Here is a 23,365-nt window from a genome sequence, read left to right as displayed (position 1 = left end):
TCAGCGTAGCCCCCGCACGGCCAGACTGTCAGGGACCGGCACCAGCTCGCGCGCCGGGCGTTGGTTGAAGTCCTGCGCGATCGCGAGATCCAGCAGCATCTGCGCATCGCGCTGCGCGTCCTGTTTCGTGGGCCTGTCGGTCTTGATGACCATGGCGATGGCGGCAGCCAGCGATGCGGCAAAGGCATCCGAGAAGGCGGCCGAGAATAGCGTGGGGTCCGTTTCGTCGCGGGTGAATTCGATCACCGCATCGGCAGTGTCGGAATAGATGGCCCGTGCCGTGACCTCGCGGGGTGTGTCCTGCGCCTGCCCGCCCTCGAACGCATAGCGCGCGGCGGTTGGCTCATTGACCCATTGGATGCGCAGCAGGTGGCCGGGGCGCGCGTATTTGAAGGACCAGGCCGGGGCGCGATCGTTGATGGCCTCTTGCACCAGCACCTCGCGGCGGGTGGCCCATAGCCATGGCCAGCGTTCCAGCAGCGAACGGCGCACGCGGTCATAGTGCAGCTTGCATGCTTCCGCCTCGGGCGAAGCGTCGTCCAGTGACACGATCGATTGCGTGCCCAGATAGGTGGTCAGCGCGGCGTTGCAGATTTCAATGGCGGATTGCATGGCGGCCCTGCTGAAATGTGAGAGAAACCGGGTTGACCGGCCCCCGAAGGGACCGGCCTTTCGCGTCAGTCGTCGTTCAGCTTTTCGGTGATGCGCTTGATCATCGTGTCGCGGCCCGCGGCGTGATGCGCCTTCTCGCCCATCACGGCCTCGTAATGGGCGCGCAGCTGTTCGTCGGTCATGGTTTCCATGTCCTTGCCGTCGCCCGTGGTGGTGCCGTCCACGTCCACGACCTCGGAATGACCGCCGGCCGCCTCGATCTCCGCCTTGGTGGCTTCACGCATCCAGCGGTCCGACCACTTGCCTGCGTCGATCTGGAAGGCGGGACCGTCAGGCGTATGCCACAGGCGATCCGGCGTCTGGCCCAGGGCGGTGGCCTTTGCCCATTTCACATCAGCCATTGGTCTGCAGCCCCGCAGCGATGCCAGCCGTCACGCGGCCCGCGGTGGGCGTGCCGACCACGACATAGCGCAGCCGCATATAGCGCTCGTCGGTCCCAAGGGGCACCACGGGCGGGTTGAACTTGTAGCCCGCGACCAGCTGGGCGACCGGGATGGCACCCGAGGAGGCGACCAGCTTGGCCGACGAGAACGAGCTGTTGTCATCGACCTGGATCTGCACTTCGACCGAGGTGCCGCCGGCGAAGTTTTCCACCACCTGGATCAGCAGGGGAATGTCCTGCGCGCCGCCCAGATCCCGCTTGAGGGCCGAGGCCGACATCGCCACGGTCGCGGTCGCGCCGAGGTCGAGGTGGTTGGTGCTGTTCGCGGTGGCAGTGATCGCCTGCGCGTCCGAGAAGATATTCTGTGCGTCGAGATGCATGGCGTTATCCTTTCAATGCATCGGAGAAGGATGGACCGGGCGACTGCCGCCCGGCCCCATGCCATCAGGCGAAGGGAATGGCCGCTTCGTTCGAGCTGATCGCGTCGATGCGGCGGATCGGCATCTCGCCCCACATGGTCATGCGCTCGCCCGCGACTTCTTCCACGGTCAGGTTCACGTTCTTCTTGTTCAGCGCCTGTTTGCGCAGGAACTTGGCGATCGTGCGGCCGACATAGATGCAGGTCTTGCCTTCGACCAGGTTGCCCTGGCCGTCGATGCCCACACGGGACGAGGTGTCCAGCATTTCCTCGGCATCGATCAGCAGATCCAGCAGGTCGGCGCCGGTGCTGGCATCCTTGGACAGCGCGTCCACATCGATGTTGGCGATGCGGGCGTTTCCGCGCCAATCGCCAACCGTCATGCCGATGTCCCATTTCAGGTGATCGACCAGCGCCAGGAACTTGCCCGAGCCATCGGGGGCGTCCCAGAACTGTTCGTTCTTGTCGGTGTGCGACAGGCCGGCGGCCGAGCCCTTGGGATACAGCAGCGACGTGGCGCGCTGGCCCCAGGTGATGAACCAGATCGAGGTATTGTTCGACCCGGTACCACCCGCGTCGATGATCTGGCGACCCGACTGCGCCGAGGCGTCGTTGTAGCGGGCATCCAGACCCATGAACCCGTCCGGCGTGGTGTCCGTCGAGCCATAGAACATGTTGCGGGCCATGAACTGGTTGAAGCCTTCCATGGCGGGAATGACTTCCGAGGCGCGATAGGCGGCTTCGTTGCCGTGCAGCTTGGCCAGCGCCTTGTCGACCGCGATGAACTCCTCGGCCATGCCGGTGGTGTCCACGACCTTGGCGGTGGTCGATTTGACCTGCTTCACGCCCTGGTTATAGCGGCGCCATGCCGGTTCGGGGATGCCGGTGCGGATGACGTGCTGGTGCTTGGTGCCGTCATTGCACTCGGTATAGATCGCATCGCGCACGATCGGGTTCATCTTCTCGGCCAGCTCGATGATCTGGGCGATGTTGCCTGCCGGGTTCGTGCGGGAAAGCACATCGGCGAGGCTGGGGTTCTTCACGTTAAGCTCGGCCATGGGTTAAACCTCTCAGTTGCCGTTGCCATAGAGCGCCGAGGCAAAGGATGCCTTCGGCGCGGTGCCGGTCTGGCCGGTGGCGATGCCGCTATCTGCGGTCATCTTCCCCACCTTCCAGAAGGCGCGCACGACCTCGGGATGCGATCCCAGGCCGGTTTCATCCAAGAGGGTGCGCAGCTCGGGCGAACCGACTGCCTCCACCCCCTTGGAATAGGTCGCGACGTTGGCCTCGAAGGCCGCGCCGCCGAATTCCTTGTCGTTCCGCAGGTCGGTTTCCCACGTCTCGATCTGGCTGTTGCGTTGCTCGACCGCTGCGGCCTGCCCCTGCATGACGGCATCGCCCTGCATCCGGGCGGCTTCCGCCAGCGCCTCGCGTGCCGTGGCGTTCGGGTTGGCCTTGAGCCAGCCGTCCATCGCCCCGGAGAACTTGTCGAAATCGCCCTGCATGGCCTCCATGCCCTCGGGCGCGGCCAAGGTGAACGGTTCGGCCTCGCCTTCGGGGGCGGCATCGCCTTTCTGATCCTCGCCTTCCGGCTTGGCCGTATCGGGCGCGACGGCCGACCCGTCCGGGCTCACGCCTTCGGCGGATTGCGTCTCGGGGGCGGGCGCCGCGGTGGCGTCGGTGGTATCGGTCGGGGCATCTGCAACCGTGTCATTCATCGATGAAATCCTCGTCTTGGTTGAAATCCTTGGCGGCGAGCGTGAACCGATCGGCCCGCTCCGCCGCCTCGCGCTGCAGCGTGCCCAGCACGTCGAAGCCCGCCGGCTGGATCCTGTTGCGCACCACCTGCAGCCCGACCTCGCGCATACCGGCGCGGAAGCCATCGAGGGCATCGCCGACATGCGTCTGATCGAACAGGAACGTGGCCTGCAGGATGGACCAGATCACCGCCCGGCCTTCCTCGGACCCAAGGACGGTGCCCCAGGCATCGCGCATGTGCTGTTCGGCCAGTTCCTCGCGGGTCATAGCGCGGCCCCGCGTTGCAGGGCGTCGATGCCGTTCAGGTTCGCCTCGCTCAGCAGCTTTGCCGCGCCTGCCATGGGCTGGGCTGCCTCTGCCATCTGTTGAGCCTGTGCGGCCTTGGCATTCCTCTCGCGGATGGCCTGCAGCTCGTCCGGCCCGCGCAGGATGCCCGGAGGCCCGCCGACCTGATCCGCGAACTCGCGCATCATCTGTTCCTCGTCCAGCATGTCGATGACCGAGGGCTTGATCTGGGCCAGCGTCCCGGCGAAGCCGATGGTGCGTTCGATCGCACCGACCCCGATGGCCTTCTGCGCCTGCGCCAGCAGCGAGATGTAATCCACGCGCACGCTGTCGCCCTCGATGCTTTCGGGGGCTTCCGGCATGATGTCGGCTTCCTGCATGTAGGCGAAGACGCATTCGATCAGGGGCTGCAGCAGCTCATGGTCGAGGCTTTCCAGCACCGGCCCGAGGGCCATCAGCTTTTCCTCGTGCCGCTCTGCGATCTCGCGCGCCGTGATCTGGCTGCGACCCTCAAGGGCATGGTTCGCCATCTGGAACAGGTCGCGATAGAACGCCACATCGATGCGGCGCTGCGTCTCCTGGATGTCCAGCAGCAGACCCTGAATGTCGGGGCGGACCTCATAGGCGGGACGGATGCCGCCTTCGCTCAGATTATTGCCAGCCATGGCCGTGACAGCACCCGGCACGTTGCGGAACGACGCCGCCCCGGCCTGGATGGGTCCGGCCTGCAAGGGCGGGTTGTGCATCTTCTGGATGGCGATGGCCTTCTCGCGCTGCATCACCTGCAGCGACAGCACATCGCCCAAGGCCTCCATGCCCGGCGATATCTGCGACCATGCCTCGCCCTCGACCTGTTCCCACCGCGGGGTCATGATCGGGCGGACGCGATGGCCACCGATTTGCAGGAAGGTGCCGGGCTTTGCCTGTTCCCAATAGACCGAGGCCCAGGGGCGCCCGGCGGGGTTCAGCGCCTTGGGATCGCCATCGGCCCGTTTGTCGATCATGTGGCAGATGGTGTGCATGCGGTAATATTCGCCGCGGTCGTAATCGTTCTTGACCTGCGAGCTCACGCGATCGAGGCCGAACATTTCCACGATGCCGCGCACCGTCATCTTGATCTCGCGGAACATGCCAGTGACCCGGCCCTGCCCGTCCTCGCCAAGCCGATAGCGGCCGACCGGGAAGTGATGGCCGCGCACCACGTCCTCGAAGTCCTGGACGATCACGCTGGCGCTGGTGCCGTAGAGGCCGAGATCGCCATAGGTTGAGAACAGGACGCGATAGATGTTGGACCCGCGCATGACCTCGTACATCCGCTTTTCGACCTCGTGCAGCCATTCCTTGGCAGCGAAGTCGAGGCCATCGGCGGCGCGACCGCGAAGGCCGAGACGGAACCAGGGGCGCGACGGGCTGGTGATGCCCGCCATCAGGCCGGATTGAAGGACGCGCAACGCGGTGCGGCCCGTGCTGTCGAGGATGCGCTTGTTGATCGAGGACGATCCGCGCCGTTCCTCGCCATCGAACCGGCCCTTGCTGGGCTGGATCGCATCGCGAAGCTCGCGGAAATGGCTGCTCCAATGGCTGAACTCGGCATCCATCGCGGTCTTGCGATGGTCCAGGTTCTTCCGCAGCTCAATGTTCTCGATCGCTGGCATCAGGCCCCCAGCAGCGTTTTTTTCTGGGTCGGGGCGCTGGCTGCCATGGCAGGCTGCTGCGGCGCGGTCGGCGCCAGCAGCGTGCCCTTGCGGCCCGACTTGCTCTGCGTCGTGGCCGTGGACGAGAAGACCGGCGCTTTGCTGGCCTGCATCTGCTTGGGATCTTCAATGTCCGGTTCGATGCACATGGATTGCCCTCTTGCTGTTCACGAGGAACATGGACGGAGGACAATCCCGATATTAGGACCGGCATCGGCAGAATGCGGTCGCGGTTGCTTTGCGGATTACAAAGCCCCGTATCCGATCAGCACCCAGGCCGTGCCGTTCCAAGCGAAATCGCCCCAGGTGTTCTGCACGAGCGCCTTGAGCGTCGTGCTGCTGGTGAAGTCCCGGACGTTCAGGTTGAACGCCCCGCCGCCCGTGCGGGTGATGCGGATCACGTCGCCCACGACCTGCGCACCGACCGCAGACAGTTCCCGCGTCCGGTGCGCCGTCAGCGTCGTCGTGTCCACGATGACCGGGGGTTCGGACCAGTCATAGTTGATGAACTCCTGCGCATCGCTGTTCAGGGTCAGCAGGCCGTGGGGCCGTGTCGGAAGGTAGATCGGCGCGCTGCCCGCTTGCGACACGCTGCCGATCCGGGTCAGGCCCAGGCTGCCAAGCGCTTCATCGCGGATCTGCGTCGTCACGCCCACATTGCCGATCGCCTCGACGCTTTCGATCTCGACCACGCCCCCGGTGGCCGCGCTGACATGCTCGACCAGTTTCTGGTTGATCGCCAGCTGCGCCCGAAGATGGTTGTCGAACTTCAGCTTGCCGGGGTTCGCGATGTTCAGCACCTTCGCGCCCGACACGTTGTCAGCCTCCAGCGTGCCCTCGTATCCGCCCTGCCACTGACAAGCCCAAATGTGATGCGACGTCGCAGCCGTGTTGCCGTTGGGCTGGGCCTCTCCGTGGATCTTGCCGTTCGAGATCCAAAGGTTCGCGGCATCGTTCACGACAAGCGGAACCCCCCGGCAGTTCTCGATAAACAGTTCGTCTATGGTCACATAGTTCGTCTCGGTCAGCGAGGTGTTAGCCCCGGCATATTCCGCGCTTGACCCGATATCGACACTGGGCACGGCAAACCGCGCGTTCGTCACGTTGTTGGTCGGCGCGGCGGCCAATGTCACCGTTGCGCCGCTGTTCCTCGTGGCGATCTGCAGCCGCTCCAGAGTTCCATCAGCGCCAGCGCCCAGAACGTAGATCGACTGCCCTTCGATGTTAGCCGGCCAATCCTCTCCAACGATGGTTGCGGCCGTGCCTGCGATCGTGATGCGGGCGTGTTCCCAGTTGCCGGTCGCGCCGCTGTAGTTCGTCGTCAGAGGCTTTGAGGCCGTGACCTCGGTCGGGCTGACGAATGCGTCCACCCTGATCATTTCGCTTCTGCCATCTGCGCGGGTCAGCGTCAGGTTCCGGCCAACGTCAGCTGCAGTGAAATGGTTGGCGCTTGATCCGACAGCGGGCGACCCGGCTGTCGTGCTGAACGTGACGCCAGTCGTCACCCGGTAGGGCAGGAACATGCCGCCGTAATAGCATGTCACCCGGCTGAGCCGGTTGTTGTACATGCTGTCGGCGCGGATCTGGGTGTTGGTCGTTCCTGCGAAGTGCAGCTCGTCGCCATGCACGTTCGCTGCGCCGGATATGTCCAGCATGATCGGCGGATTGGCCACGGCGTTCGGGCCGTTCTCGAACCGCGCCCCGCGCAGCCGGGCGACACCACCAGCCCGCGCACCATCGACGGAAAAGCGCAGGCCGATCTGGTCACGGCCTGCGAAATCCTGCTTCAACACGCATCCGGTCAGGTCCAGCGACCACTTGGTCGTGTCGCCAAGCGGTAAGGCGGCGTCAAGCGGGGCCTGGCATAGATAGGTCTTGCCGAAGGTTCCGCGCAGGTCCGCGCCCCGCGACTTGGCATAGTTGATCGCGGTCTGCATCGCTGCGAAGTCGTTCTCTCCGTTCCCGACATTTCCGAAATGCTCCAGCATGGCGGGCGTCCCATCCGGTGACCACTTGCCGCCGTCACCAGTCGTCAGCGCCGTGCCGGCCGCATCCCGAACGTAGCGCAGCGAACCGATCTGGATGTGCTGGAACCAGGGCGGGATACTCGCAGCCTCGGCCGCCGCACGGGACGCGAACGGAATATAGGGGGCCAGCAGCGCGGCCTTGGCCTCGTTGGCCGCAATCTGTGCCGCCGTCGCCTTTGCCAGCGCCTCGATCCCAGCATTGTCCAGCGAGAACGCCAGTTCATCATCTGCGGCCAGCAGCGTGGAAATCACCTGCACCCCTGCCCCGCGGACATAGACCCGCTCTTTCCCGCGCAGGACGCGCCGGAACTGGCCCGTCACGGCATGGCCCGTCACCGACCCATCGGGCGCCCTGCCCTCGGAGATCGCCACTTGGACCGTGCCATAGGCATCGATCTCGATCAGGCCCATGCGCCCTCGCGCCTCGGCGATCGGGGTCCAGCCGGCGGCGGCAGTCGTCAGTTTGGTCGCGGATGCCATCAGCTCACCTGCATGGAAATTGGAGTTGCGGCCGAAGCCCAGAGGACTTGCTCACCAGCCAGGGGGAAATCGATCCGGCCAGAGAAGCGATGCCCGACAGTCGAGGGAAGATCCGGAGGAACGGCGCGCTTGCCAACCGTCACGGCCAGCACATAGTCGCCCGCGCCATCCACGCGCACGACAGGGCCATCACCGCCCCCATCAGCCTCTGCGATGCGGGTCCAGGTGGCGCCCACGGTGAAGGATTGCGTTGATGCCATCAGAAACTAAACCCCGCTGGATAGTACCCCATGTCCCGGATGCACATATCTCCGTCGAAGCCCCGGCCATCGTCGGTGTTGTACTGCTCCGGCGTATATGCGTCCGGCGCCCGAACCGCGACGTTCATCATCGGGTAGTAAGGCAGGCGCGTTTTGTTGTCCTGATGTCGGGCCAGCAGCTTCACCGTGGATATTTCCACGTCATCGAAGAACTGCGTCAGCCATGCGTCGTCGCCATCCCAGACCACCGCGCAGGCATAGCTGTGGTAGCCTTCATGGATGGGCACGGTCGTGCCAAACAGCCAGTCCACATCGGGATAGTGACCATAGGATCCTTCCCGTGCGTTCGACCCTGCATTGCCGTAATGCTGCGATGCGCTTGTCTGGAAGCCCGTGATTGGCGTTGTCGATCCGAAGGTCTGGTTGAAATGCTCGAAGATGTCGATCTCGGGCGGCCATTGGGTCTGCCCTCCCGCCGCGCCGTTCGACCCGCGACCCACCATCCAGAACGCTGGCCACGCATAGCGACGGCGAGACGACTTGACGACAGCACGCCACACGCCGTCACTTCCGCAAACTTCGTCAATGGTCTGGCCCTGGATCATCGCGGCTTGGTGCCGATACAGCACGCTTTGGAACTCTGGCCGCGCGTCCATCGGGAACGCTACCGTGTGCAAGCGGATCGCATCCTCGGTTGCGTCGTACGAAATCGGGTTCTGCGCATGCTCGGGGAACTTCTCCTCGCTCATGTAGAGGCCCGTCTCTCCGTTACCGACTTGCGAATAGCCGTGCGATAGGCGCGACCGCCAGCATGGGTTTCCGTTCGCATCGAACCCGCTGTCCGACCATGTGACAGTCGCGGGATCAAACACGTTTGCCCGCGTTGCGGATGTCAGATCCAGCACCCGCGCGGCGCGATGGTTCTGCGTCGGCCTGGGCGGCATGGATACGCCATCGGCAAAGTTGACAACCACGTCGATGAACTGCTTTTGACCGCCGAACGTCTCGAACGAAATCTTGCAGCCGGGACCCGCAGCATACGCCGCGTTTGGGAACTGCAAGCGGACGTAATGGGTGGGGTCGTCGCCGGGGGACCAGCGGAACACATCGTTCGTCAGGAACGCTTTCTGAGCCGTGCTGTTTCCGACATTGACCCCGCCTGTAATGTTGGACGCACGGATGCAGCGCACAAGCACTGTCGCCTCAATCAGACCGACAGCCGTTAGGGGGATCCAGACCACGTTTTGCCCGGACGGCATGGTGACTTCGGCGGGCGCGGTAATGTCCGGCTTCACGAAATCGACCCACGGCGCCGCCCGCGGATAGGGGCTGCCGTTGTCCGGCCCGATGGGCGTGACCTGCGGGCCTTCCCGCGTGGCGAACAGTCGATAGGCCGTCTGATTGTAAAGGCCGGAGATGACGCTACCTCGGCCCGCATTGGGGGCGAACTTTGCGCCCGTCAGATCATCGTCAGCGTTTTCCGCAGGAACTAGCAAATAGCCCATAATTCATCCTGTTGTGATCGATCCATCGCCAGCAGTGGCGGCAGGTTCAGGATCTGATGGTGAGCTTTCGATGGTGACGCTGCCGTCACCTGCAGCCATTGCCCATTCTTCGGTTGCAGGCGCAGCGACCGCGACCTGCGGCCCCGTCAGCTTGTAGGGGTGCCCGGAAGGCAGCGATGCCGCGATGCCGTTACGGTGCGCCATGCAGCCCTCAAGAATGAGGCGGTCGGCCTCGGTCGGCATGGCAGATAGCGCAATGAACTCCCAAAGCCCGCCATTCCATCGCGGCGCAGTGCTACCCAGCCAGATCTTGGCGACCGTGGCCGCGCGCGCGGGAACGCCCATGAACAACGACTTGGGCATCGGAAGCGCGACGAGGCTCGATGCTCCGCCGTTCTTGCGCAGGGGGCCGCTGTTCCATTGCGTCGCGTTGAAGCCGTCGCCCTGGACGCGATGGCCTCCTGTGTCCCCGATCAGGACCTGGTAGGTGTCGAACGCCGCCTCTACGCCCGTCTTGTACCGGGACACGAACGCGATATAGGGCGTGGCAATCGCGGTCGTGCTTTCCAGATACGTGCCGCTGTTGAACGAGATGAACGGATCGCCGCCCTCTGTGTTCGCGACAGGTCGAAGGCTTGGCGAAGATTGGACAAAGTCATTGGTGCCGAATTGGTCCGCCAGCTGGCTGACAAACCCGGTTCCTGCCGACTGCTGGCGCTTAGGGTCGGCCCAAACGACCTTCAAGCCCGCGTCCAGATCGGTCGGCATCCACATGCGGATCGCATTGCTGCCGCCGCACCTGATGACCGCGCCCTCGTATTCGCGCGTCATCGTCCACGATGCGCCCGTCTCGCCCAGAATATCCACATCGTTCGCGGTCCACTGACCAGCAACCGTTGACGTGTAGGTTGACCCCGCATACCCGCCGCCGGACGTGATCGAGATCTCGGGCGCCACGGGCGCAGCGGTATACAGTGCCGCCCATTCCGCCCGGATCACGGCCCGGTTGGCGTCGTGGTTCCCGCCGCGGCGCAACGACAGCACGTCCTTGACCAGCGCGTTCAGGCCGTTCGCGTTGACCGGGTTCCGACCGCTGGCGAAGTTCCAGACCCGCAGCGAAGGCCAGCCGGGGTGCGTGCCGGTGCCGCGCAGCTGGCCCTCGACAACCACCGTGATAGGCCCTGCAGGATCGACGCTGATCTCGTAGGACCGCTCGACCGCTTCAACCGCAGGCGACAACGGGATAGTCACCGTCTCAAACTGGTTCGTGACCTCGGAACGGCGGTTGAACACCATCTGCGCGCCGCCGGCCTTGAGGTAGATGTCGGTCTGGGGTGAACCCTGGCCGAAGAAATACTGATCGACCGCAACGGACCGAAGCTTGGCCCGCATGAACACGGTCGTGTCCATCAGATCGGGCGGCGTGGCGGCAGACGTGCCGAAGCGGAAATACTCGTCCGGCATCAGGTCGGCCGCGCCATCCGTGATCGTGATGGCCGAGGTGCCCGCGATCATGTCGAAGGCAGAACCAGCCCCGCCGGCGTTCGGAACGCGGACGATATTCTCGCCCGACATGACGGCCGTCGAAACCTTGGCGCGCAGCGGGACTTGTCCCGGTCCGATACCGTACATCTCGGCGATCGTCGCGGGCGTCGGAGGTGGGGCAACGCTGCCCATCAGGCCGCCCCACACGCTGCCAAAGGTTCGCCAGCCGAAGCGCATCATGCAGGCTTGTCCCACATGCGAACCTTGACCTTGGCTCCGCCCTCGGCGCGGTACCAGAACGTCCCGGCGGCTGGCAGCTCGTACGGGACGCCCGAGGCGATCGTGCCGACCAGTGCCAGCTCGGCCTGGGTCGAGGCGATGCGGATGGACCCTCCAAGGGGCTGGACCCAAACGCCAGCACCTCGGGCGGGCAGCTGCTGGGCCGTGCGGGTCGCGTCGGCAACGGTATATGCGGCCATGGCGGGCCCTCCTGCTGATCGTGTTCAGCGTGAGGATAGGAAGGCGCCGTCCCGATATTAGGACCGGGCTAGCGGTTGCCCCACACGGGATCATATTCCGCGTCGGTGCGGGCCTGCTCCTGCATGGTGACTGACCGCGCGACCACGGGATAGGCGAAGGTCAGGGCCAAGGCATCACCTTCGTCGGGGCTGGCAACCCCGCGCTTCTTCATGTCGGACTTCTTCTCCAGCACAATCGCGTTGTGGCTGTCGAAGCTATAGAGCGGCCCGGTCAGATCCATCTCCAGCGCGCGACTGTCGGGCAGCGATCCCCCGGACTTGATCCATTCCCGCATCGTGGCCCACATCTGCGCGCGCTTGTTGGCGCACTTGGGCACGCCATCGATGTGCCGGTCAGCCTTGCCCCCGAAGTTCACGCCGATCACGGCATAGCCCATCTGGCGGCAGCGATCGACCACACCGCCACCAACGCCGCCTTCATCGATAAACACCCCATCCGGCTTGTGCTGATCCATCTCGGCCATTACCCGCGCGGCCACGGCCATCGTGTCGGCGCCCTGCAGGACGATCGGCGGCATGCGGCGCGCATCCCTGCCCCGGCGCATCCGGATCACCGTGCGGTCATCCCCGAAGCGGGCCACGTCGACGCCCAGCACCAGCTCGTCGCTGATATGCGTGGGCACCTCGCGCGCCATCGCGGCCCGGACGATACCGCCGCCGATGAACTGGCTGTCGCTCTCGGCCTGATAGGCCCCTTCCCAGATGTGCTGATAGCGCTCGTAATCACCCGCCAGGTCGAGCAGCCTCTCCTCCTCCAGCTCGGCGCTGCGATACGGGTTGTCGCGGTAATTGGCTTCGACCACGCACCGGCTGTCCGCAAAAGCGGGGTTCTGCCGCAGCATTACATCGACGGGATCGGAACGCAGGTTAGGGTTCCAGGTGAAACGCAACTGCGACCCCGGCTTGCGCAGGGTGGGCCGCAGCAGGTCCAGCGCCCCCTGGCTGGCCGTGTTGGCTTCTTCCCACCACGCTTCATCGAAGCCTTCCAGCGACTTGATGTTGTCGGCGTTGAACTCGTTCATGCCCTTGAACAAGATCAGACCGCCGCCGGGGGCGTGGATCAGGTTGTCGGACGGTACGGGCCGGAACAGCGACGAAATCCCGAGGCGCTGCTGGCTCTCCACGATCAACTTATAGACCGATTGATCCAGCGATTTCTGAACCGTCCGGATGCAGATCGTGAAGCGGCCGGGCTGCGTGATGTGCTTCACGTTCACGTTGTCAGCCGCGTCCCAGGACTTGCCCGAGCCGCGGCCGCCATGTGCCCCGAGATAGCGCGCCTTCGACTTCCAGAGCGGCGCGAAGACCTTGGGCGGTTGGACGTTCAGGATCACCCGCGCCCCCAGGTCCGCAGGTCTTCCCAATCCCCGCCGCTTTCCATGATCGCAGCCGCGGCACGGGTCAGTTTCAGGTCGGCCTGCGCCAGCTTGCGCCGCGACATGCGCAGTGCATCCCGGCGACGTTCCGCGCGCTCATGTCCCGGCCCTGTCAGGTGCCAGCCATTGCAGACCGGGCAGCGATACGCGCTCACCACAGTGGACCGGCGGCACCCGGTCAGGCTGGTGGCCTCGTCTTCGGTGCGGAACCGCGCCTTGCCCTCGCAGCATGCCAGCGCCGCCTCGGGGGAGATGATGCCCTTGCGTGTCATGCCTCACCCCGCTTCATGTCTTTCTGCCGATGCAGGGTGAAGCTAATCGATCCGAAAAGAACGCAAACTTCGGACAAGAACCCGTCAGGGGTCCGGCGGTAATACCGAGCAACGAACCAGCCCCTTGGCCATTTTCCATCATCGCCGCGAAACCTGCGCCCCTTGCTGAAAGACAGGATCCAGCGCCATGTGATGCTATCGGGGTGGTGGTAGCTTGCGATGTTCCAAAGATTATCGCTGTTGGTTTCGGATAACAGGCTCAGTCCGCCAATTCGAATAAGAGGCCCGTGGCTTCCCTTTGCCACCATCTTGCTCTTGCGGGTCCTCACCCGCAGTTTTCCGATCCGCTTAACAGTCATGCCTCACCCCCATCATCCCCGACGAAATTGACATCGACGCGCTCAATGGTCAGCACCCCGGCAATGTCCTTCTTGTCAGCCAGGCCAAGCTCGCGAGAGATGATGTTCGAGTTCAGCAGGCCAGCGGCAGCACCCTCGAACTTCTGCGCGAAGATGATCCGCTCCACTCGTGTAATGACCTCGGACAAATCGGGGCGGCTGCTGCGCCACGCGTCCCAAGTCGAATAGTCCACATCGAGAAACACACAGAGCGAGGCCAGCGTCATGGCCCGCATGTGCGGCAAGTCGGCCATCGTGATCTTGCCCTCGTATGCGAAGGGCTTCACTTCGATCAGCGGTCGATCGGACATCCAAGAGAAATACTCGCAGCACGCCGCCCACAAATCATCGGCTGTCGCAAACTTGGGCTTGGGCCCGGCGCTGCTGCGGGCCGTCCATAGGTCGTTGCCGGGCGCGAACTGTCCTTTGACGTTCCGACCATTGGCGGTAGGTTTTTTCGTCGCTTTCTTGACCACGGCCTTAACCTCCTTTTTTCCTCCATCACGCGCCGCCATCGTGAACCCCCGCGTTTCGCTTGGTGCATTTCGGGCAGATCCGCTTGTCGTCCCGGCTGGCAAAGCTCTCGCTGCAGCACAGGCAGCGACGAACCGGCACCAGGAAGCGCCGGCGGCCACCACGGCGGGCATCGGCGAGCGTGCCGTAGTGGTGGAAGATCCGGGACCGGATGGCGTAGACGCTGATCCCGAACCGCGCGGCGGCGTCGGCGAACGTGGCCTCTGCCGTCTCGATGATCCACGCCTCTGCGGCATCGACGCTTTCGCGGGGGTAGCGCTGTTTGGCGCCGACACCATCGGCGTGGCCGTGGCGGGCGATGTAGGTCCGCACGCTTTCGCGCTGGATGCCGAAGTGATCGGCCACGGCCTGCTCGTCAGGGAAGCGGGTGCCTCGAACGGTGATCATGCCCGCACCTCGCGCTTGTGGCCCGCGATCATCGCGGCCTCGGCCAAGGCGGCGCGCTGACGCGGCGTTGCGTCCTTGGCCAGCCAGCGGCGCAGCGTGCCGATGTTGACGCCCAAGGCATCGGCGGCATCCCGGCGGCGATCGAACTGCATGGGCCCGATCCGGGTGGCCTTGCGGTTGCCGGCATTGCCCGGATTGCCGTGCCCCTTGCCGGCGCCGAGCTTGTCGAGGTTGCCATGCGCCTGCAGGTGATAGCTCAGCGTATGGCGGGCAAAGCCATGGGCATCGGCGCAATCCTTGATGCTGGCATAGGCCTTGCCGCGGTAGAACACCGGCACCGACCAGGTGTTGATCAGGTTCAGGTTGCCGTATTTGCCGAGGTGGTACCGGATCGTGCAGACGTTCACGCCGAGCGCGACGGCCGCGGCCTTGAGCGTCGGGTAATGCGTTCCATCGGGTCCGGTGACGGGGACGTGCTTAGGCATGGGTCAGCCCTCTCTGCGCTCAAAGAATTGCGGGAACAGGGCAGACAGCTCGGTCGCAACGCGGCGGTGCTTGTCGCGGGTCATACCCTCATGCGGTTGCTTTTCGATCGCGTTGGACGCCCGGGCCGTCGCATCCTTTGCGGCCACCAGTGCGTCACGGACGGCGGCGCGATGCTGCACCAGCTCGTCGCAGACTTCCTTGAGCTCGGCCCAGCTGGGGAAGAAGCGCCAAGCCCGAACCAGAAGCGCCTCGCGGACGACATCGGCGGGATAGTCCTGCAACCGCCTGCGATACGCCGCGAGCTGCAGGTCCGCATCGAGGTCGGACCCTTTGCGGGACGGGGCGATGAAACCCAGCTCGGCGAGCCATGCGTCGATCTGATCATCCCCGGCCGGTGCGAATGCCCCTTCTAGGCGGCGCAGCAGCGTCTCGATGTTGTCGGGGTTTCCCTTGACGATGGCCAGCGGCTTGCCTGTCGGCTTGTAGCCCAGGAATGCGCCGTTGCGGTCGTATTCAGCTGCCATGTCCTTGCTGACGTGAAGCGATACTTCGCATTGCTGCGCCAGCGAGGCCAGAGAGCTGTTGACCTGTGCCGGTGTGCTGGCGGCCAGACGGGAAGCGGGCGGGTTGTGCATGGGGCATTCCTTCCGTGGGCGTAAGTTTCGGGGCCGCCTTGGCAGCGGCAAAATCCTGCATGTGTCGGGTGAGGGTCTTCGGGCCGTTGGCCGGCGAGCCATGAGCCACCGAATTGGACCTGGCGACGTGGATGACTTCCTCGGGCGTGAGGCCGAGATCGGAGATCCACCGGCTGACGATCATCGGCGCGTCGGCTGTTGCCCAATATTTCGGGACGATGCCGTGATGATCGAAGCCCAGGGCGTGGGTCAGGCGGGAGACCAGACTGGCGCCAGATGGCAGCGATGCCTCGCGCGCGTCCTCCGCCCCGTCCTCTGGTTCTATGGTGGTTCCTGACGGTTGGGGGGAACCTGGTTCGGGGTTTAGCGAACGAGGTTCGGGGTTTAGCGAACCACGTTCGGGGTTTTGCATCAGAAACGGTGTTTCTGGTTCGGGGTTTATTTCCTGAAAAGGCGAACGAGGTTCGGGGTTTGCGTTGACCAGATAGGCATTTGCCCTGCCCCGTCCGCCGCCTTTCTGGATCGTCAACCAGCCCGCATCGATCAGCGATTTGATGTTCTTCTGCACCGCCCGATCGCTCAATCCGGTCCGGGCGCAGATCCTTTCGACGGACGGATAGCATTGGCCGCGGCCGTCAGCGTGATCCGCCAGCGCCAGCATGACCAGCCGCGGCGTCGGGCCGAGATCGCTCTGGAAGACGGCTTCCATGTGCGCGATGCTCATGCCGCTACCTCGATCTCAACGATCACGCCGCCGTCCTTGGACCGCTCGCCACGCTCGATCGGCTGCACCTGGAACCGGCTGTCATCGACGCCCAGCACCTCGGCAATGGCATCCCGCGCGCCCTTCAAGGCGGTGCCCAGGTTGTCGTCATCGAAGCGGCTGACGCGCGACGGCGGGCACGCGGTATAGGTGACGAAGATCTGCGCCTCGTCCTCGATCTTGACGCGCTGCAGCCCGACCTCGATGGCCAGCCATGCCGCCATGTTCTTCTGTGCCTTGGTCTTGCGGTGCTTCGCGCGCCAGTGCAGGCGGCTGTTCGCGGACAGCTCCGAGAGCTTTGGCCACGGCAGCACCAGCCGCGCGATCTTCCTGCGGGTGGTCATCCCTCACCCCTTTCCGAATAGAGGCCCAAGGCCAGATGGGTCAGGGCTCTTGCGATCCCCTGTTGCATCCGCCTGTCCGGCCCCTGCTTTGCTTTCCGATATGCGTCTGCCCTTGCCGCCGTGAGCGAAGTGCCAGTCTTCGGCATCGGCGAGGTGCTCGCGGCACACCCACCATCCGTTGACGCCGAACATGGACCAGCGATGGACCCCGGCTTTGATGTACTTGCGGCAGATGTTGGCGCGGGGCGCTGCATGTCTCACGCCGCCTGGCGCGCGCCGGGCTTGCCGGACCAGTAGCAGGCAAAGACCGCTTTCCGGTCCTCGCCGCTCTCGTCCAGATCGGCCTGCCGGATGCGGTTCGACATCGTGCGGACATAGGCCTCATGCAGCCCGAGGCGCTCGGCGATATCGCCCGACGCCACGCCTTCCGCGCGCGCCCTCACGATGGCCAGATCGCGGTTGTCCCGCGCGGCCTCACTTTTCGTCTTCATGTTCATGGCGAGCCTCCCTGATCCTTGAGAAAAATTTTTCCGCCTCTTTCGTGAAGCGGTGATGCAGGGCCAAGGCGCGCACGGCGCGCGCCTCGTTGAGCCGCCCAAGCAGATACCAAACGATGACCTTCATCAGCGTCCCTCGATCTTGGCGAAGATGACCTCGGCGCCGGCCAGGGCCATCACGGCCATGACGTAGCGGAGTGAGGCGTCGTTATCTTCGCGGAGCCAATTCTTGACTTGGCGCGGCGACACATCGAGGACGGTGGCCGCGCGCTGCGCGAGTTCGTTTTCTGAGTTCGACGGGAAGGCCCGCCAAAGCAGGTTGGAGAACCATCGGCGCGCAGCTCCGGGGTTCACGTTTTCGGCAAGATTTTTCATCGCTGATGTCCCATGTTGATCGCATGGCAAGCGAGAACATTGGACTGCGAGCGAGGGGGCGACTGACATCAGGCCGCCCCTTCTTTTTTCTTCGGCGGATGCGTGGCCATGTAGGCCCGGATCTTCTCTGCCGTATCGAGGTGGCACCCGTGACCATTCTTCAATCGGCCATAGAGGCGCCCGTTCGACACCGCCCGGCTGATGATCGTGGCCGGGGAAAGCCCGCATTTCTTTGCGTGCGCCTCGACTTCGCTGATAAGTTTGATCGTGCTCATAGCGCCATAAAGGGATATTTATCCCCTGCATGTCAAGGGATAATCGTCGCCTTTGCTGACGAAGTTCGGCGGGCTATGCCGTGAGCATGTCGAGAACATTCAGAGAGGCGCTCAACGAGCGCACCGGACCGGGCAAGGCATCCTTGAAAGAGGTGGCCGACAAAGCTGGCGTTTCCTACGAGCAGCTCAAGAAAGTCCGCCAGGGCAAGTCAGGATCAACCAACGTCGAGGATGCTTTGCGGGTCGCAGCGTTCTTCGGCCTTACCCTGAACGAGTTTCTGGCCGATGATCTGGCCGAAGACCGAGCCGAGATAGTTCAGACCTACAACGCGCTATCAGAGGAAGAACGTCAGATCCTGCGAGACGCAGCACGCGGTCGCGCCGATCGGGACCATCCTTGAGAGCTGCAATTTCTTCCAGTTCGCGCCGTAGATCTGCAATAGTCATCTCAACCTCTCACGCTAAAAATAGAACGTAACAAGAACACAGAACGCATTCCAACCTGACCTTTATACAGTTGACAGGGGAAGTTTATGGACGCAGCCATTCTAGCCGCCGTGACGCTCGCCCACGCAGTACTGGCCATTTGCACGATCCTGACCGCCCGAGCATTCATGAAAGGCGGCAGCTATGTCGGCTTCTGCATGTCGGCTGGCGTCATGGCGCGCGGCGTTTCATGGACAGACAAGGCAAACGCCCCCGCCATTCTCATCTTTTTTGGGTTTGCAGGTAGCGCGGCTGGATATGCATTCTTCTGGTGGCTCGGCGGATCTGGCTACCATAGCGATGATGGCTGGATGACATGGCGCGGACAGCTCGGCGCAGTGTCTGGAATTGCCGGACTATTGCTCGGCATTCGCATATGCTCAATCTGCAGACAAGGGTTCGAGGGAGCCTGACAGTCCCACAATTTTAGAGTGACCTGACCCGCCCCAGGCGGGTTTTTTCATGCGCGCGTATCCCGCCCGAATCGCCGTTTCCAGACTTTTTCGGGATATTTATCCCTTTTATTGTTGACGGGGATATTTGTCCCTTGTAACGTCATCCCATACCCCGAACACCGGAGGATGGAATGACCCACAATCCCCCCAGCTACGAACCGACCGGCGACCGCAGCCACGGCGCCCCTGACTGGCAGGACCAGTACGAAGCCGAGCGCGGCACGATGGACGAGCAGCGCAACGGGCCGCGGATGATGGTGACCGGCACGATCCTTGGCAGCTTCGCCTGGGGCCTGCTGATCCTCGGCGCGGTGGCGCTCGGCCTGTTCCTCGCGATGCCGCTTCTGGCCGACGCGATGGAAAGCCCCCGCCCCGCAGCTTGCGCCGGCTTCACCAGCGAATGTGTCGCAGCTGCGGAGGCCCGCTGATGGACCGCTACAACGCCACCCTGACCGCCATGTGCGAGGTCATCGAGGACGCGATCGCGAACGGCTTGCACGCGTCGGATGTGCCCAACCTGGTCGCAAACACCATCGATGAACTGGAAGGCCGCGCCGAGCTGAGATTTCCGCGCTTCGTTGTCAGCCATGACGCCCCCGCCCGCATGAAGGAGGCCGCACGATGATCATCAAAGACCTGTACGAGCCGAACGCCGACAGCCTGATCCGTGAACTCAAGCGGCGGGAGCAGAACATCAAGTCCCAGTTCGAACTTGCCAGAGATGGCGGTGATTTTCAGCAGACCCTCGAAGCATACCTTCGCCTTGTCAGCGCCTGCGTGGCAGAGGTCGAAGCCCTGCACGCGGTGACGCTGGCCGAGCTGGAGGCCGCACGATGACGCCGGAACAGATCACAGGCCTGGAGGCACTTGGTAGCCCAGTGAATTACGACCACAAGGAAGCTATGCGCGTGATGGCGAAATGCGCCTGCAAAGCCTGTGGGGGAACAGGTGAACGCAATGACGCAGATTGTGGCGACATTTCATATTCGACTTGGGCATGTGAATATTGCGGCGGGAAGGGATGGGACGCCCAGGCATACCGTGAGGCTTTCCCCGTCAACACCGCACTGGCAGAGGACGCCGCCCGCGCGCACGACTTGGCGCTCGAGGTGGAACGGCTGAAGGCGGATCTGCGGTTTGCAGAGGCGGCGCTGGCAGACATCGGGGATGTCGAACGCGAAGATGGAGACGATCTGCCTTGGTGCGAACGCCGCGCCGCTAAGGCATTGCCGCGCATCCGGGCAACCATCCGCGACACCCACGCCGCGACCGCCGCCGTCCTGTCCGCACGCGACAGCATCCCGGAGGGCGAATGATGCGCAACCCCCTTCCCGCCGTTCTCTACATCGTCATCCGCGACTTCGGCACCCTTGGCCTCGGCTCGTCCGACCCGACCGCTGACCGTGACGCGGCATATGACGAATTCACCTTTGCCACCGACGCCGGCGATCCCGTTGGTGTCTGGAAGATCACCATCGCAGGCGGCCTGCCCGTCAGCACCGTGGACGATACCGACAGCTTCGAGCGCGAGCTGCAGGAAGTCTGCATCGCCCGGGGGCTGGACTGGCCGACCGTGATCCGCCTGGAAGACAACCCCGCAATGAAACTAGCCGCTGAGTAGGAGGCGAAGATGATCCGCCAGCCCACACCCGAGGCCGTTGCGCTGGACTTCTGGCGCCGCACCGTCGCCGGGGAGCGTGTCGCCCGCTTCGAGGACGAGCCGCAACCCGGCTTCTACAAGCGCCGGATGGTTCGCGGCGGTCCGTTCGTTCCGGTCGAGATCTGGATCGAGCAGGACATCGACCCCGAGACGGGCGAACTGACGGCCCCCGAGGAATTGCGGGCGATCTGCAACGCCCAGCCCTGCAACCCGGTCACCGTCTGGCCCTACTGCCGCGCGATCAGCGCCGCGGATTACGACGCCCTCACCGGCACCCGAGAAACGATCCCCGACATGGCGGCCACACACGTCGCCCTCGACCTTGGCCGCATGGCCGCAATCAGACCCTGAAAGGAAACCTCATGAACATCCAGACCGCGCCCATCGGCCACAATCACCCGCCGCTCTACGACCTCGACGCCTTCGAGGCCCTGAAAGCCCGCGTTCAGGAGATCGCCGACGCCGGCGGCGACTGGCTGGACCTCGGCAAGATCGAGACGGAGGAGAAGGCCAGCAAGCTGAACGATTTCATCGGCCAGAGCCGCAAGACCTGGAAAGACGTGGACGAGGCCCGCAAGGCGGCCAAGCAGCCCCACCTCGACGCCGGCCGCGAGGTCGACACGGCATTCAAGGCACTGGCCGACCCGATCGAGAACCTGGTGAAGAAGCTGAAAAAGCCCCTCGCTGATTTCGCTGCGGAACAGCAGCGAATTATTGACGAGCAGAAGCGCAAGGACCGCGAGGCCGCAGCCAAGGCCGCAGCCGAGGCCGAGGAAGCCCGCCGCGCCGCAGAGGCCCGCAATGACGTGCTCGCGCAGGCCGAGGCCGAGAAGGCCGCAAAGGAAGCCGCCAGGGCGACCAAGGCAGCGGAACGCCCCGCAAAGGCCAACATCGCCAGCGCGACCGGCGGTGGCCGCACCATGTCCACCCGGACAGTCTACACGGCCGAGATCCAGAGCGATGGCGATGCGCGCCGCGCCTTCGGCTTCCTGCTGGCCGATCCCGACAGCCGCGAAGCGCTGGTCAAGGAAATGGAACGCCTGGCCACCGCCGCGCGCCGCCGCAAGGACGGCCCGACCGTCATCCCCGGCATCACCTTCAACGAAACTCAGACGGTAGCTTGAACATGACCCAGCAACAATCGACCAGCGTGGCGACCCGGCCCTTGCGCCAGGTGACGAACGTCAAAGAACTTCTGATGAACGACATGGCCAAGCAGCAGCTGGCCACCGTCGCCGCCAGCCACATGAAGCCCGATCGCATGATGCGCCTGATGGCCAACGCCATCCGCACCACGCCCCAGCTGGGCGATTGCGACCCGCTGTCCTTGCTGGGTTCGATGATGACCTGCGCCAGCCTCGGCGTCGAACCAAATACCCCCTTGGGGCACGCCTACCTCTTGCCCTTCAAGAACAAGCGCAAGGGTATCACCGAAGTCCAGCTGATCCTTGGCTACAAGGGGATGATCGACCTGGCGCGGCGCTCGGGCCACGTCAAGAACATCCACGGCGATGTTGTCTATGAGAGCGATGATTTCAGCTTCGAGTATGGCAGCAACCAGCACTTGACGCACCGCCCCCGCGGCAAGCGCGAAAACCCGCTCTACGCCTATTGCCACGCGACCCTGACCGATGGCGAGGCTTTCGTGGTCCTGCCGTGGGATGAAGTCATGGCCATCCGGGACGCATCGCAGGGCTACAGGATGGCCGTGCAGTACAACAAGAAAGACAGCCCATGGATCGCGCACCAGCACGAGATGGCGGCCAAGACCGCCGTGCGCGCCCTGTTCAAGTATCTGCCCATCAGCATCGAAATGGACGGCGGCAAGCTGAGCGATGCCCTGTCGGTCGATGAAAACCGGATCGATTACACCGCCTTCGCCAAAGACCCCACCGCTGGCCACATCGAGGGCGAGGCCTATGACGTGGAAACCGGCGAGGTCGAGGAGAAGGACGAGGCCCCGGCCAGAGAGGAGCCGAAGAAGGAACCGGCCAAGAAGACCACGACCGGCAAGCCCAAGGCCGAGGAAGGCGAGCAGGGCAGCATGTTCAGCCCCAGCCTGTCGGAGCGGATCAAGATGGTCGAGGGCAGCATGAAAGACATGCTGGCCGAGGGAGCGCCCTTCGATGAAGTCCTCGAAATGTTCGAGGCGCAGATCGAGAACATCCGCGCCGAAGATGCCGATGAAGCCGATGCGCTGATCGAGGCCCTGCGCCCCGCCGACTGACCCGCCAAGGGCGGCGCCGGGCCGCCCCGCACCCACCGAACAGGAGCAAGACATGATCCCGATGCACAGCACTCCGAACGACCACATCGAAGTCAACCGCTTCCTCAAGCCTCTGCCCGAACACGCGCATCTCTGCGCCACCTTCTTGGGACAGGCGCACATCGCCGGAACCGGACCTGCCGGGAATGCACGCTGTGGGGCGTCAAGCGGTTCAAGAAGGATGGCGGCAGCGTGATCGAGAGCCCCGGCCATTACGCCGCAAGCAACAAAGAGCGGCCCGGCGTGCTGAAACGGGCGCGGTGCAATTACGAGATCAGAGGAAAGGCCACGAGGCGGTTCCCCGGCCATGCGCCCGCCTGCCGCTTCTTCCAGACCAATGAAAACCCGCCGCTGCCGATCAAGGCGGAAGACGAAACCAAACAGTGAAGGAACACACCATGTCCGACGATCAAGCATACGGCGTTGCAGCCGACGAGCTGCGCCAGTTCATCGAGCAGCAGGAGCAGCTCGACGCCGAAGCCAAAGACATCGCAGAGCGCAAGAAGGATATTTTCGCAGAGGCCAAGGCCCGCGGCTACTCCGTGCCGATCATGAAGCAGATCATCGCTTTACGGAAGCGCGACCGCGACGACATCGCCGAAGCCGAGGCGATCATGGAAATGTACAAGACCGCCCTGGGGATGGCGTGAC

General features: G+C 64.0%; 39 protein-coding genes. 13 read left to right on the top strand and 26 right to left on the bottom strand.

Going from position 1 to position 23,365, the window contains the following annotated elements; genetic code table 11:
* The 26 genes from IE00_RS05795 to IE00_RS05675 all read right to left on the bottom strand — a co-directional run bounded on the left by IE00_RS05795 (window position 1) and on the right by IE00_RS05675 (window position 17,847).
* Window positions 1–612 (bottom strand): hypothetical protein, encoded by a 612-nt coding sequence (locus IE00_RS05795; RefSeq protein WP_072296144.1) that lies wholly within the window; start codon window positions 610–612, stop codon window positions 1–3.
* A 65-nt stretch (window positions 613–677) separates the two neighbouring features.
* Window positions 678–1,013: a hypothetical protein gene (locus tag IE00_RS05790; protein ID WP_139291343.1), complete on the bottom strand. Its 336-nt coding sequence runs from the start codon at window positions 1,011–1,013 to the stop codon at window positions 678–680.
* The gene (locus IE00_RS05785) at window positions 1,006–1,434 is read right to left on the bottom strand and encodes a Bbp16 family capsid cement protein (RefSeq protein ID WP_072296142.1); all 429 of its coding nucleotides are present in this window, start codon (window positions 1,432–1,434) and stop codon (window positions 1,006–1,008) included. The genes IE00_RS05790 and IE00_RS05785 overlap by 8 nt, the downstream gene beginning before the upstream one ends.
* Window positions 1,435–1,498: 64 nt before the next feature.
* Entirely contained in the window at window positions 1,499–2,530 is a 1,032-nt protein-coding gene (locus tag IE00_RS05780; protein ID WP_072296141.1) for a major capsid protein, read from the bottom strand.
* A 12-nt stretch (window positions 2,531–2,542) separates the two neighbouring features.
* Window positions 2,543–3,190, bottom strand: a complete 648-nt coding sequence (locus IE00_RS05775; RefSeq protein WP_072296140.1) for a hypothetical protein — start codon at window positions 3,188–3,190, stop codon at window positions 2,543–2,545.
* On the bottom strand, window positions 3,183–3,497 hold the full coding sequence (locus IE00_RS05770; protein WP_072296139.1) for a hypothetical protein: 315 nt from the start codon (window positions 3,495–3,497) through the stop codon (window positions 3,183–3,185). Before IE00_RS05770 ends, IE00_RS05775 begins: the two co-directional genes overlap by 8 nt.
* On the bottom strand, window positions 3,494–5,170 hold the full coding sequence (locus tag IE00_RS05765; RefSeq protein WP_072296138.1) for a portal protein: 1,677 nt from the start codon (window positions 5,168–5,170) through the stop codon (window positions 3,494–3,496). The genes IE00_RS05770 and IE00_RS05765 overlap by 4 nt, the downstream gene beginning before the upstream one ends.
* Window positions 5,170–5,358, bottom strand: coding sequence for a hypothetical protein (locus IE00_RS05760; protein ID WP_072296137.1), 189 nt, complete (start codon window positions 5,356–5,358; stop codon window positions 5,170–5,172). Before IE00_RS05760 ends, IE00_RS05765 begins: the two co-directional genes overlap by 1 nt.
* A gap of 96 nt (window positions 5,359–5,454) precedes the next feature.
* Complete coding sequence (locus IE00_RS05755; RefSeq protein ID WP_072296136.1) at window positions 5,455–7,716, bottom strand: hypothetical protein; 2,262 nt, start codon at window positions 7,714–7,716, stop codon at window positions 5,455–5,457.
* Window positions 7,716–7,976, bottom strand: a complete 261-nt coding sequence (locus IE00_RS05750; protein WP_072296135.1) for a hypothetical protein — start codon at window positions 7,974–7,976, stop codon at window positions 7,716–7,718. The genes IE00_RS05755 and IE00_RS05750 overlap by 1 nt, the downstream gene beginning before the upstream one ends.
* Window positions 7,976–9,481, bottom strand: a complete 1,506-nt coding sequence (locus tag IE00_RS05745) for a hypothetical protein (protein ID WP_072296134.1) — start codon at window positions 9,479–9,481, stop codon at window positions 7,976–7,978. The genes IE00_RS05750 and IE00_RS05745 overlap by 1 nt, the downstream gene beginning before the upstream one ends.
* A 3-nt stretch (window positions 9,482–9,484) precedes the next feature.
* Window positions 9,485–11,206 (bottom strand): hypothetical protein, encoded by a 1,722-nt coding sequence (locus IE00_RS05740; RefSeq protein WP_139291341.1) that lies wholly within the window; start codon window positions 11,204–11,206, stop codon window positions 9,485–9,487.
* Window positions 11,203–11,445 carry a hypothetical protein gene (locus IE00_RS05735; RefSeq protein ID WP_072296132.1) on the bottom strand — a complete coding sequence of 81 codons (243 nt, stop codon included), beginning with the start codon at window positions 11,443–11,445 and terminating at the stop codon, window positions 11,203–11,205. Before IE00_RS05735 ends, IE00_RS05740 begins: the two co-directional genes overlap by 4 nt.
* Window positions 11,446–11,513: 68 nt before the next feature.
* Window positions 11,514–12,839: a phage terminase large subunit gene (locus tag IE00_RS05730; protein WP_072296131.1), complete on the bottom strand. Its 1,326-nt coding sequence runs from the start codon at window positions 12,837–12,839 to the stop codon at window positions 11,514–11,516.
* A complete protein-coding gene (locus IE00_RS05725; protein ID WP_072296130.1) occupies window positions 12,836–13,153 on the bottom strand; it encodes a hypothetical protein in 318 nt (105 codons plus the stop codon). The genes IE00_RS05730 and IE00_RS05725 overlap by 4 nt, the downstream gene beginning before the upstream one ends.
* Entirely contained in the window at window positions 13,150–13,482 is a 333-nt protein-coding gene (locus IE00_RS05720; RefSeq protein WP_205949650.1) for a hypothetical protein, read from the bottom strand. Before IE00_RS05720 ends, IE00_RS05725 begins: the two co-directional genes overlap by 4 nt.
* 26 nt (window positions 13,483–13,508) lie before the next feature.
* Complete coding sequence (locus IE00_RS05715; protein WP_083554095.1) at window positions 13,509–14,066, bottom strand: terminase small subunit; 558 nt, start codon at window positions 14,064–14,066, stop codon at window positions 13,509–13,511.
* Window positions 14,053–14,472: a hypothetical protein gene (locus tag IE00_RS05710; RefSeq protein WP_072296128.1), complete on the bottom strand. Its 420-nt coding sequence runs from the start codon at window positions 14,470–14,472 to the stop codon at window positions 14,053–14,055. The genes IE00_RS05715 and IE00_RS05710 overlap by 14 nt, the downstream gene beginning before the upstream one ends.
* Complete coding sequence (locus IE00_RS05705) at window positions 14,469–14,957, bottom strand: NUMOD1 domain-containing DNA-binding protein (RefSeq protein ID WP_072296127.1); 489 nt, start codon at window positions 14,955–14,957, stop codon at window positions 14,469–14,471. The genes IE00_RS05710 and IE00_RS05705 overlap by 4 nt, the downstream gene beginning before the upstream one ends.
* A 3-nt stretch (window positions 14,958–14,960) precedes the next feature.
* Window positions 14,961–15,482, bottom strand: a complete 522-nt coding sequence (locus IE00_RS05700) for a hypothetical protein (RefSeq protein WP_072296126.1) — start codon at window positions 15,480–15,482, stop codon at window positions 14,961–14,963.
* On the bottom strand, window positions 15,472–16,317 hold the full coding sequence (locus IE00_RS05695) for a helix-turn-helix domain-containing protein (protein WP_072296125.1): 846 nt from the start codon (window positions 16,315–16,317) through the stop codon (window positions 15,472–15,474). Before IE00_RS05695 ends, IE00_RS05700 begins: the two co-directional genes overlap by 11 nt.
* Entirely contained in the window at window positions 16,314–16,700 is a 387-nt protein-coding gene (locus IE00_RS05690; RefSeq protein ID WP_072296124.1) for a hypothetical protein, read from the bottom strand. The genes IE00_RS05695 and IE00_RS05690 overlap by 4 nt, the downstream gene beginning before the upstream one ends.
* Window positions 16,701–16,957: 257 nt before the next feature.
* Entirely contained in the window at window positions 16,958–17,197 is a 240-nt protein-coding gene (locus IE00_RS05685; protein WP_139291340.1) for a hypothetical protein, read from the bottom strand.
* A complete protein-coding gene (locus tag IE00_RS20065) occupies window positions 17,175–17,324 on the bottom strand; it encodes a hypothetical protein (protein WP_170864089.1) in 150 nt (49 codons plus the stop codon). The genes IE00_RS05685 and IE00_RS20065 overlap by 23 nt, the downstream gene beginning before the upstream one ends.
* Complete coding sequence (locus tag IE00_RS05680) at window positions 17,324–17,572, bottom strand: hypothetical protein (protein ID WP_072296122.1); 249 nt, start codon at window positions 17,570–17,572, stop codon at window positions 17,324–17,326. The genes IE00_RS20065 and IE00_RS05680 overlap by 1 nt, the downstream gene beginning before the upstream one ends.
* 68 nt (window positions 17,573–17,640) lie before the next feature.
* Entirely contained in the window at window positions 17,641–17,847 is a 207-nt protein-coding gene (locus tag IE00_RS05675) for a hypothetical protein (RefSeq protein WP_240493801.1), read from the bottom strand.
* 86 nt (window positions 17,848–17,933) lie between these two features.
* Here IE00_RS05675 and IE00_RS05670 point away from each other — a divergent pair, with 86 nt between their 5' ends.
* From IE00_RS05670 to IE00_RS05615, 13 genes are all read left to right on the top strand, one after another.
* Entirely contained in the window at window positions 17,934–18,248 is a 315-nt protein-coding gene (locus tag IE00_RS05670) for a helix-turn-helix transcriptional regulator (protein WP_139291355.1), read from the top strand.
* Window positions 18,249–18,380: 132 nt separating this feature from the next.
* Window positions 18,381–18,746, top strand: a complete 366-nt coding sequence (locus IE00_RS05665; protein WP_072296120.1) for a hypothetical protein — start codon at window positions 18,381–18,383, stop codon at window positions 18,744–18,746.
* A 173-nt stretch (window positions 18,747–18,919) separates the two neighbouring features.
* The gene (locus IE00_RS05660; protein WP_072296119.1) at window positions 18,920–19,216 is read left to right on the top strand and encodes a hypothetical protein; all 297 of its coding nucleotides are present in this window, start codon (window positions 18,920–18,922) and stop codon (window positions 19,214–19,216) included.
* A complete protein-coding gene (locus tag IE00_RS05655) occupies window positions 19,216–19,413 on the top strand; it encodes a hypothetical protein (protein ID WP_072296118.1) in 198 nt (65 codons plus the stop codon). Before IE00_RS05660 ends, IE00_RS05655 begins: the two co-directional genes overlap by 1 nt.
* The gene (locus tag IE00_RS05650) at window positions 19,410–19,625 is read left to right on the top strand and encodes a hypothetical protein (protein ID WP_072296117.1); all 216 of its coding nucleotides are present in this window, start codon (window positions 19,410–19,412) and stop codon (window positions 19,623–19,625) included. The genes IE00_RS05655 and IE00_RS05650 overlap by 4 nt, the downstream gene beginning before the upstream one ends.
* A complete protein-coding gene (locus IE00_RS05645) occupies window positions 19,622–20,104 on the top strand; it encodes a hypothetical protein (protein ID WP_139291339.1) in 483 nt (160 codons plus the stop codon). Before IE00_RS05650 ends, IE00_RS05645 begins: the two co-directional genes overlap by 4 nt.
* Complete coding sequence (locus IE00_RS05640; protein WP_072296115.1) at window positions 20,104–20,409, top strand: hypothetical protein; 306 nt, start codon at window positions 20,104–20,106, stop codon at window positions 20,407–20,409. Before IE00_RS05645 ends, IE00_RS05640 begins: the two co-directional genes overlap by 1 nt.
* A gap of 9 nt (window positions 20,410–20,418) precedes the next feature.
* A complete protein-coding gene (locus IE00_RS05635; RefSeq protein WP_072296114.1) occupies window positions 20,419–20,799 on the top strand; it encodes a hypothetical protein in 381 nt (126 codons plus the stop codon).
* Between the two features lie 11 nt (window positions 20,800–20,810).
* A complete protein-coding gene (locus IE00_RS05630) occupies window positions 20,811–21,572 on the top strand; it encodes a hypothetical protein (RefSeq protein ID WP_072296113.1) in 762 nt (253 codons plus the stop codon).
* A gap of 2 nt (window positions 21,573–21,574) precedes the next feature.
* On the top strand, window positions 21,575–22,675 hold the full coding sequence (locus IE00_RS05625) for a recombinase RecT (RefSeq protein WP_072296112.1): 1,101 nt from the start codon (window positions 21,575–21,577) through the stop codon (window positions 22,673–22,675).
* 52 nt (window positions 22,676–22,727) lie between these two features.
* Window positions 22,728–22,910 carry a hypothetical protein gene (locus IE00_RS19690; RefSeq protein WP_139291337.1) on the top strand — a complete coding sequence of 61 codons (183 nt, stop codon included), beginning with the start codon at window positions 22,728–22,730 and terminating at the stop codon, window positions 22,908–22,910.
* Complete coding sequence (locus tag IE00_RS19445) at window positions 22,907–23,101, top strand: hypothetical protein (protein WP_083554093.1); 195 nt, start codon at window positions 22,907–22,909, stop codon at window positions 23,099–23,101. Before IE00_RS19690 ends, IE00_RS19445 begins: the two co-directional genes overlap by 4 nt.
* Window positions 23,102–23,112: 11 nt before the next feature.
* Complete coding sequence (locus IE00_RS05615) at window positions 23,113–23,364, top strand: DUF2312 domain-containing protein (protein WP_072296111.1); 252 nt, start codon at window positions 23,113–23,115, stop codon at window positions 23,362–23,364.
* Window position 23,365 lies beyond the last annotated feature (1 nt).

The sequence above is a fragment of the Paracoccus sp. SM22M-07 genome, from assembly GCF_001887735.1.
Lineage (GTDB): Bacteria > Pseudomonadota > Alphaproteobacteria > Rhodobacterales > Rhodobacteraceae > Paracoccus.
Note: the sequence above shows the minus strand (reverse complement) of the source record. Positions and strands in the feature narration are given on the sequence as shown.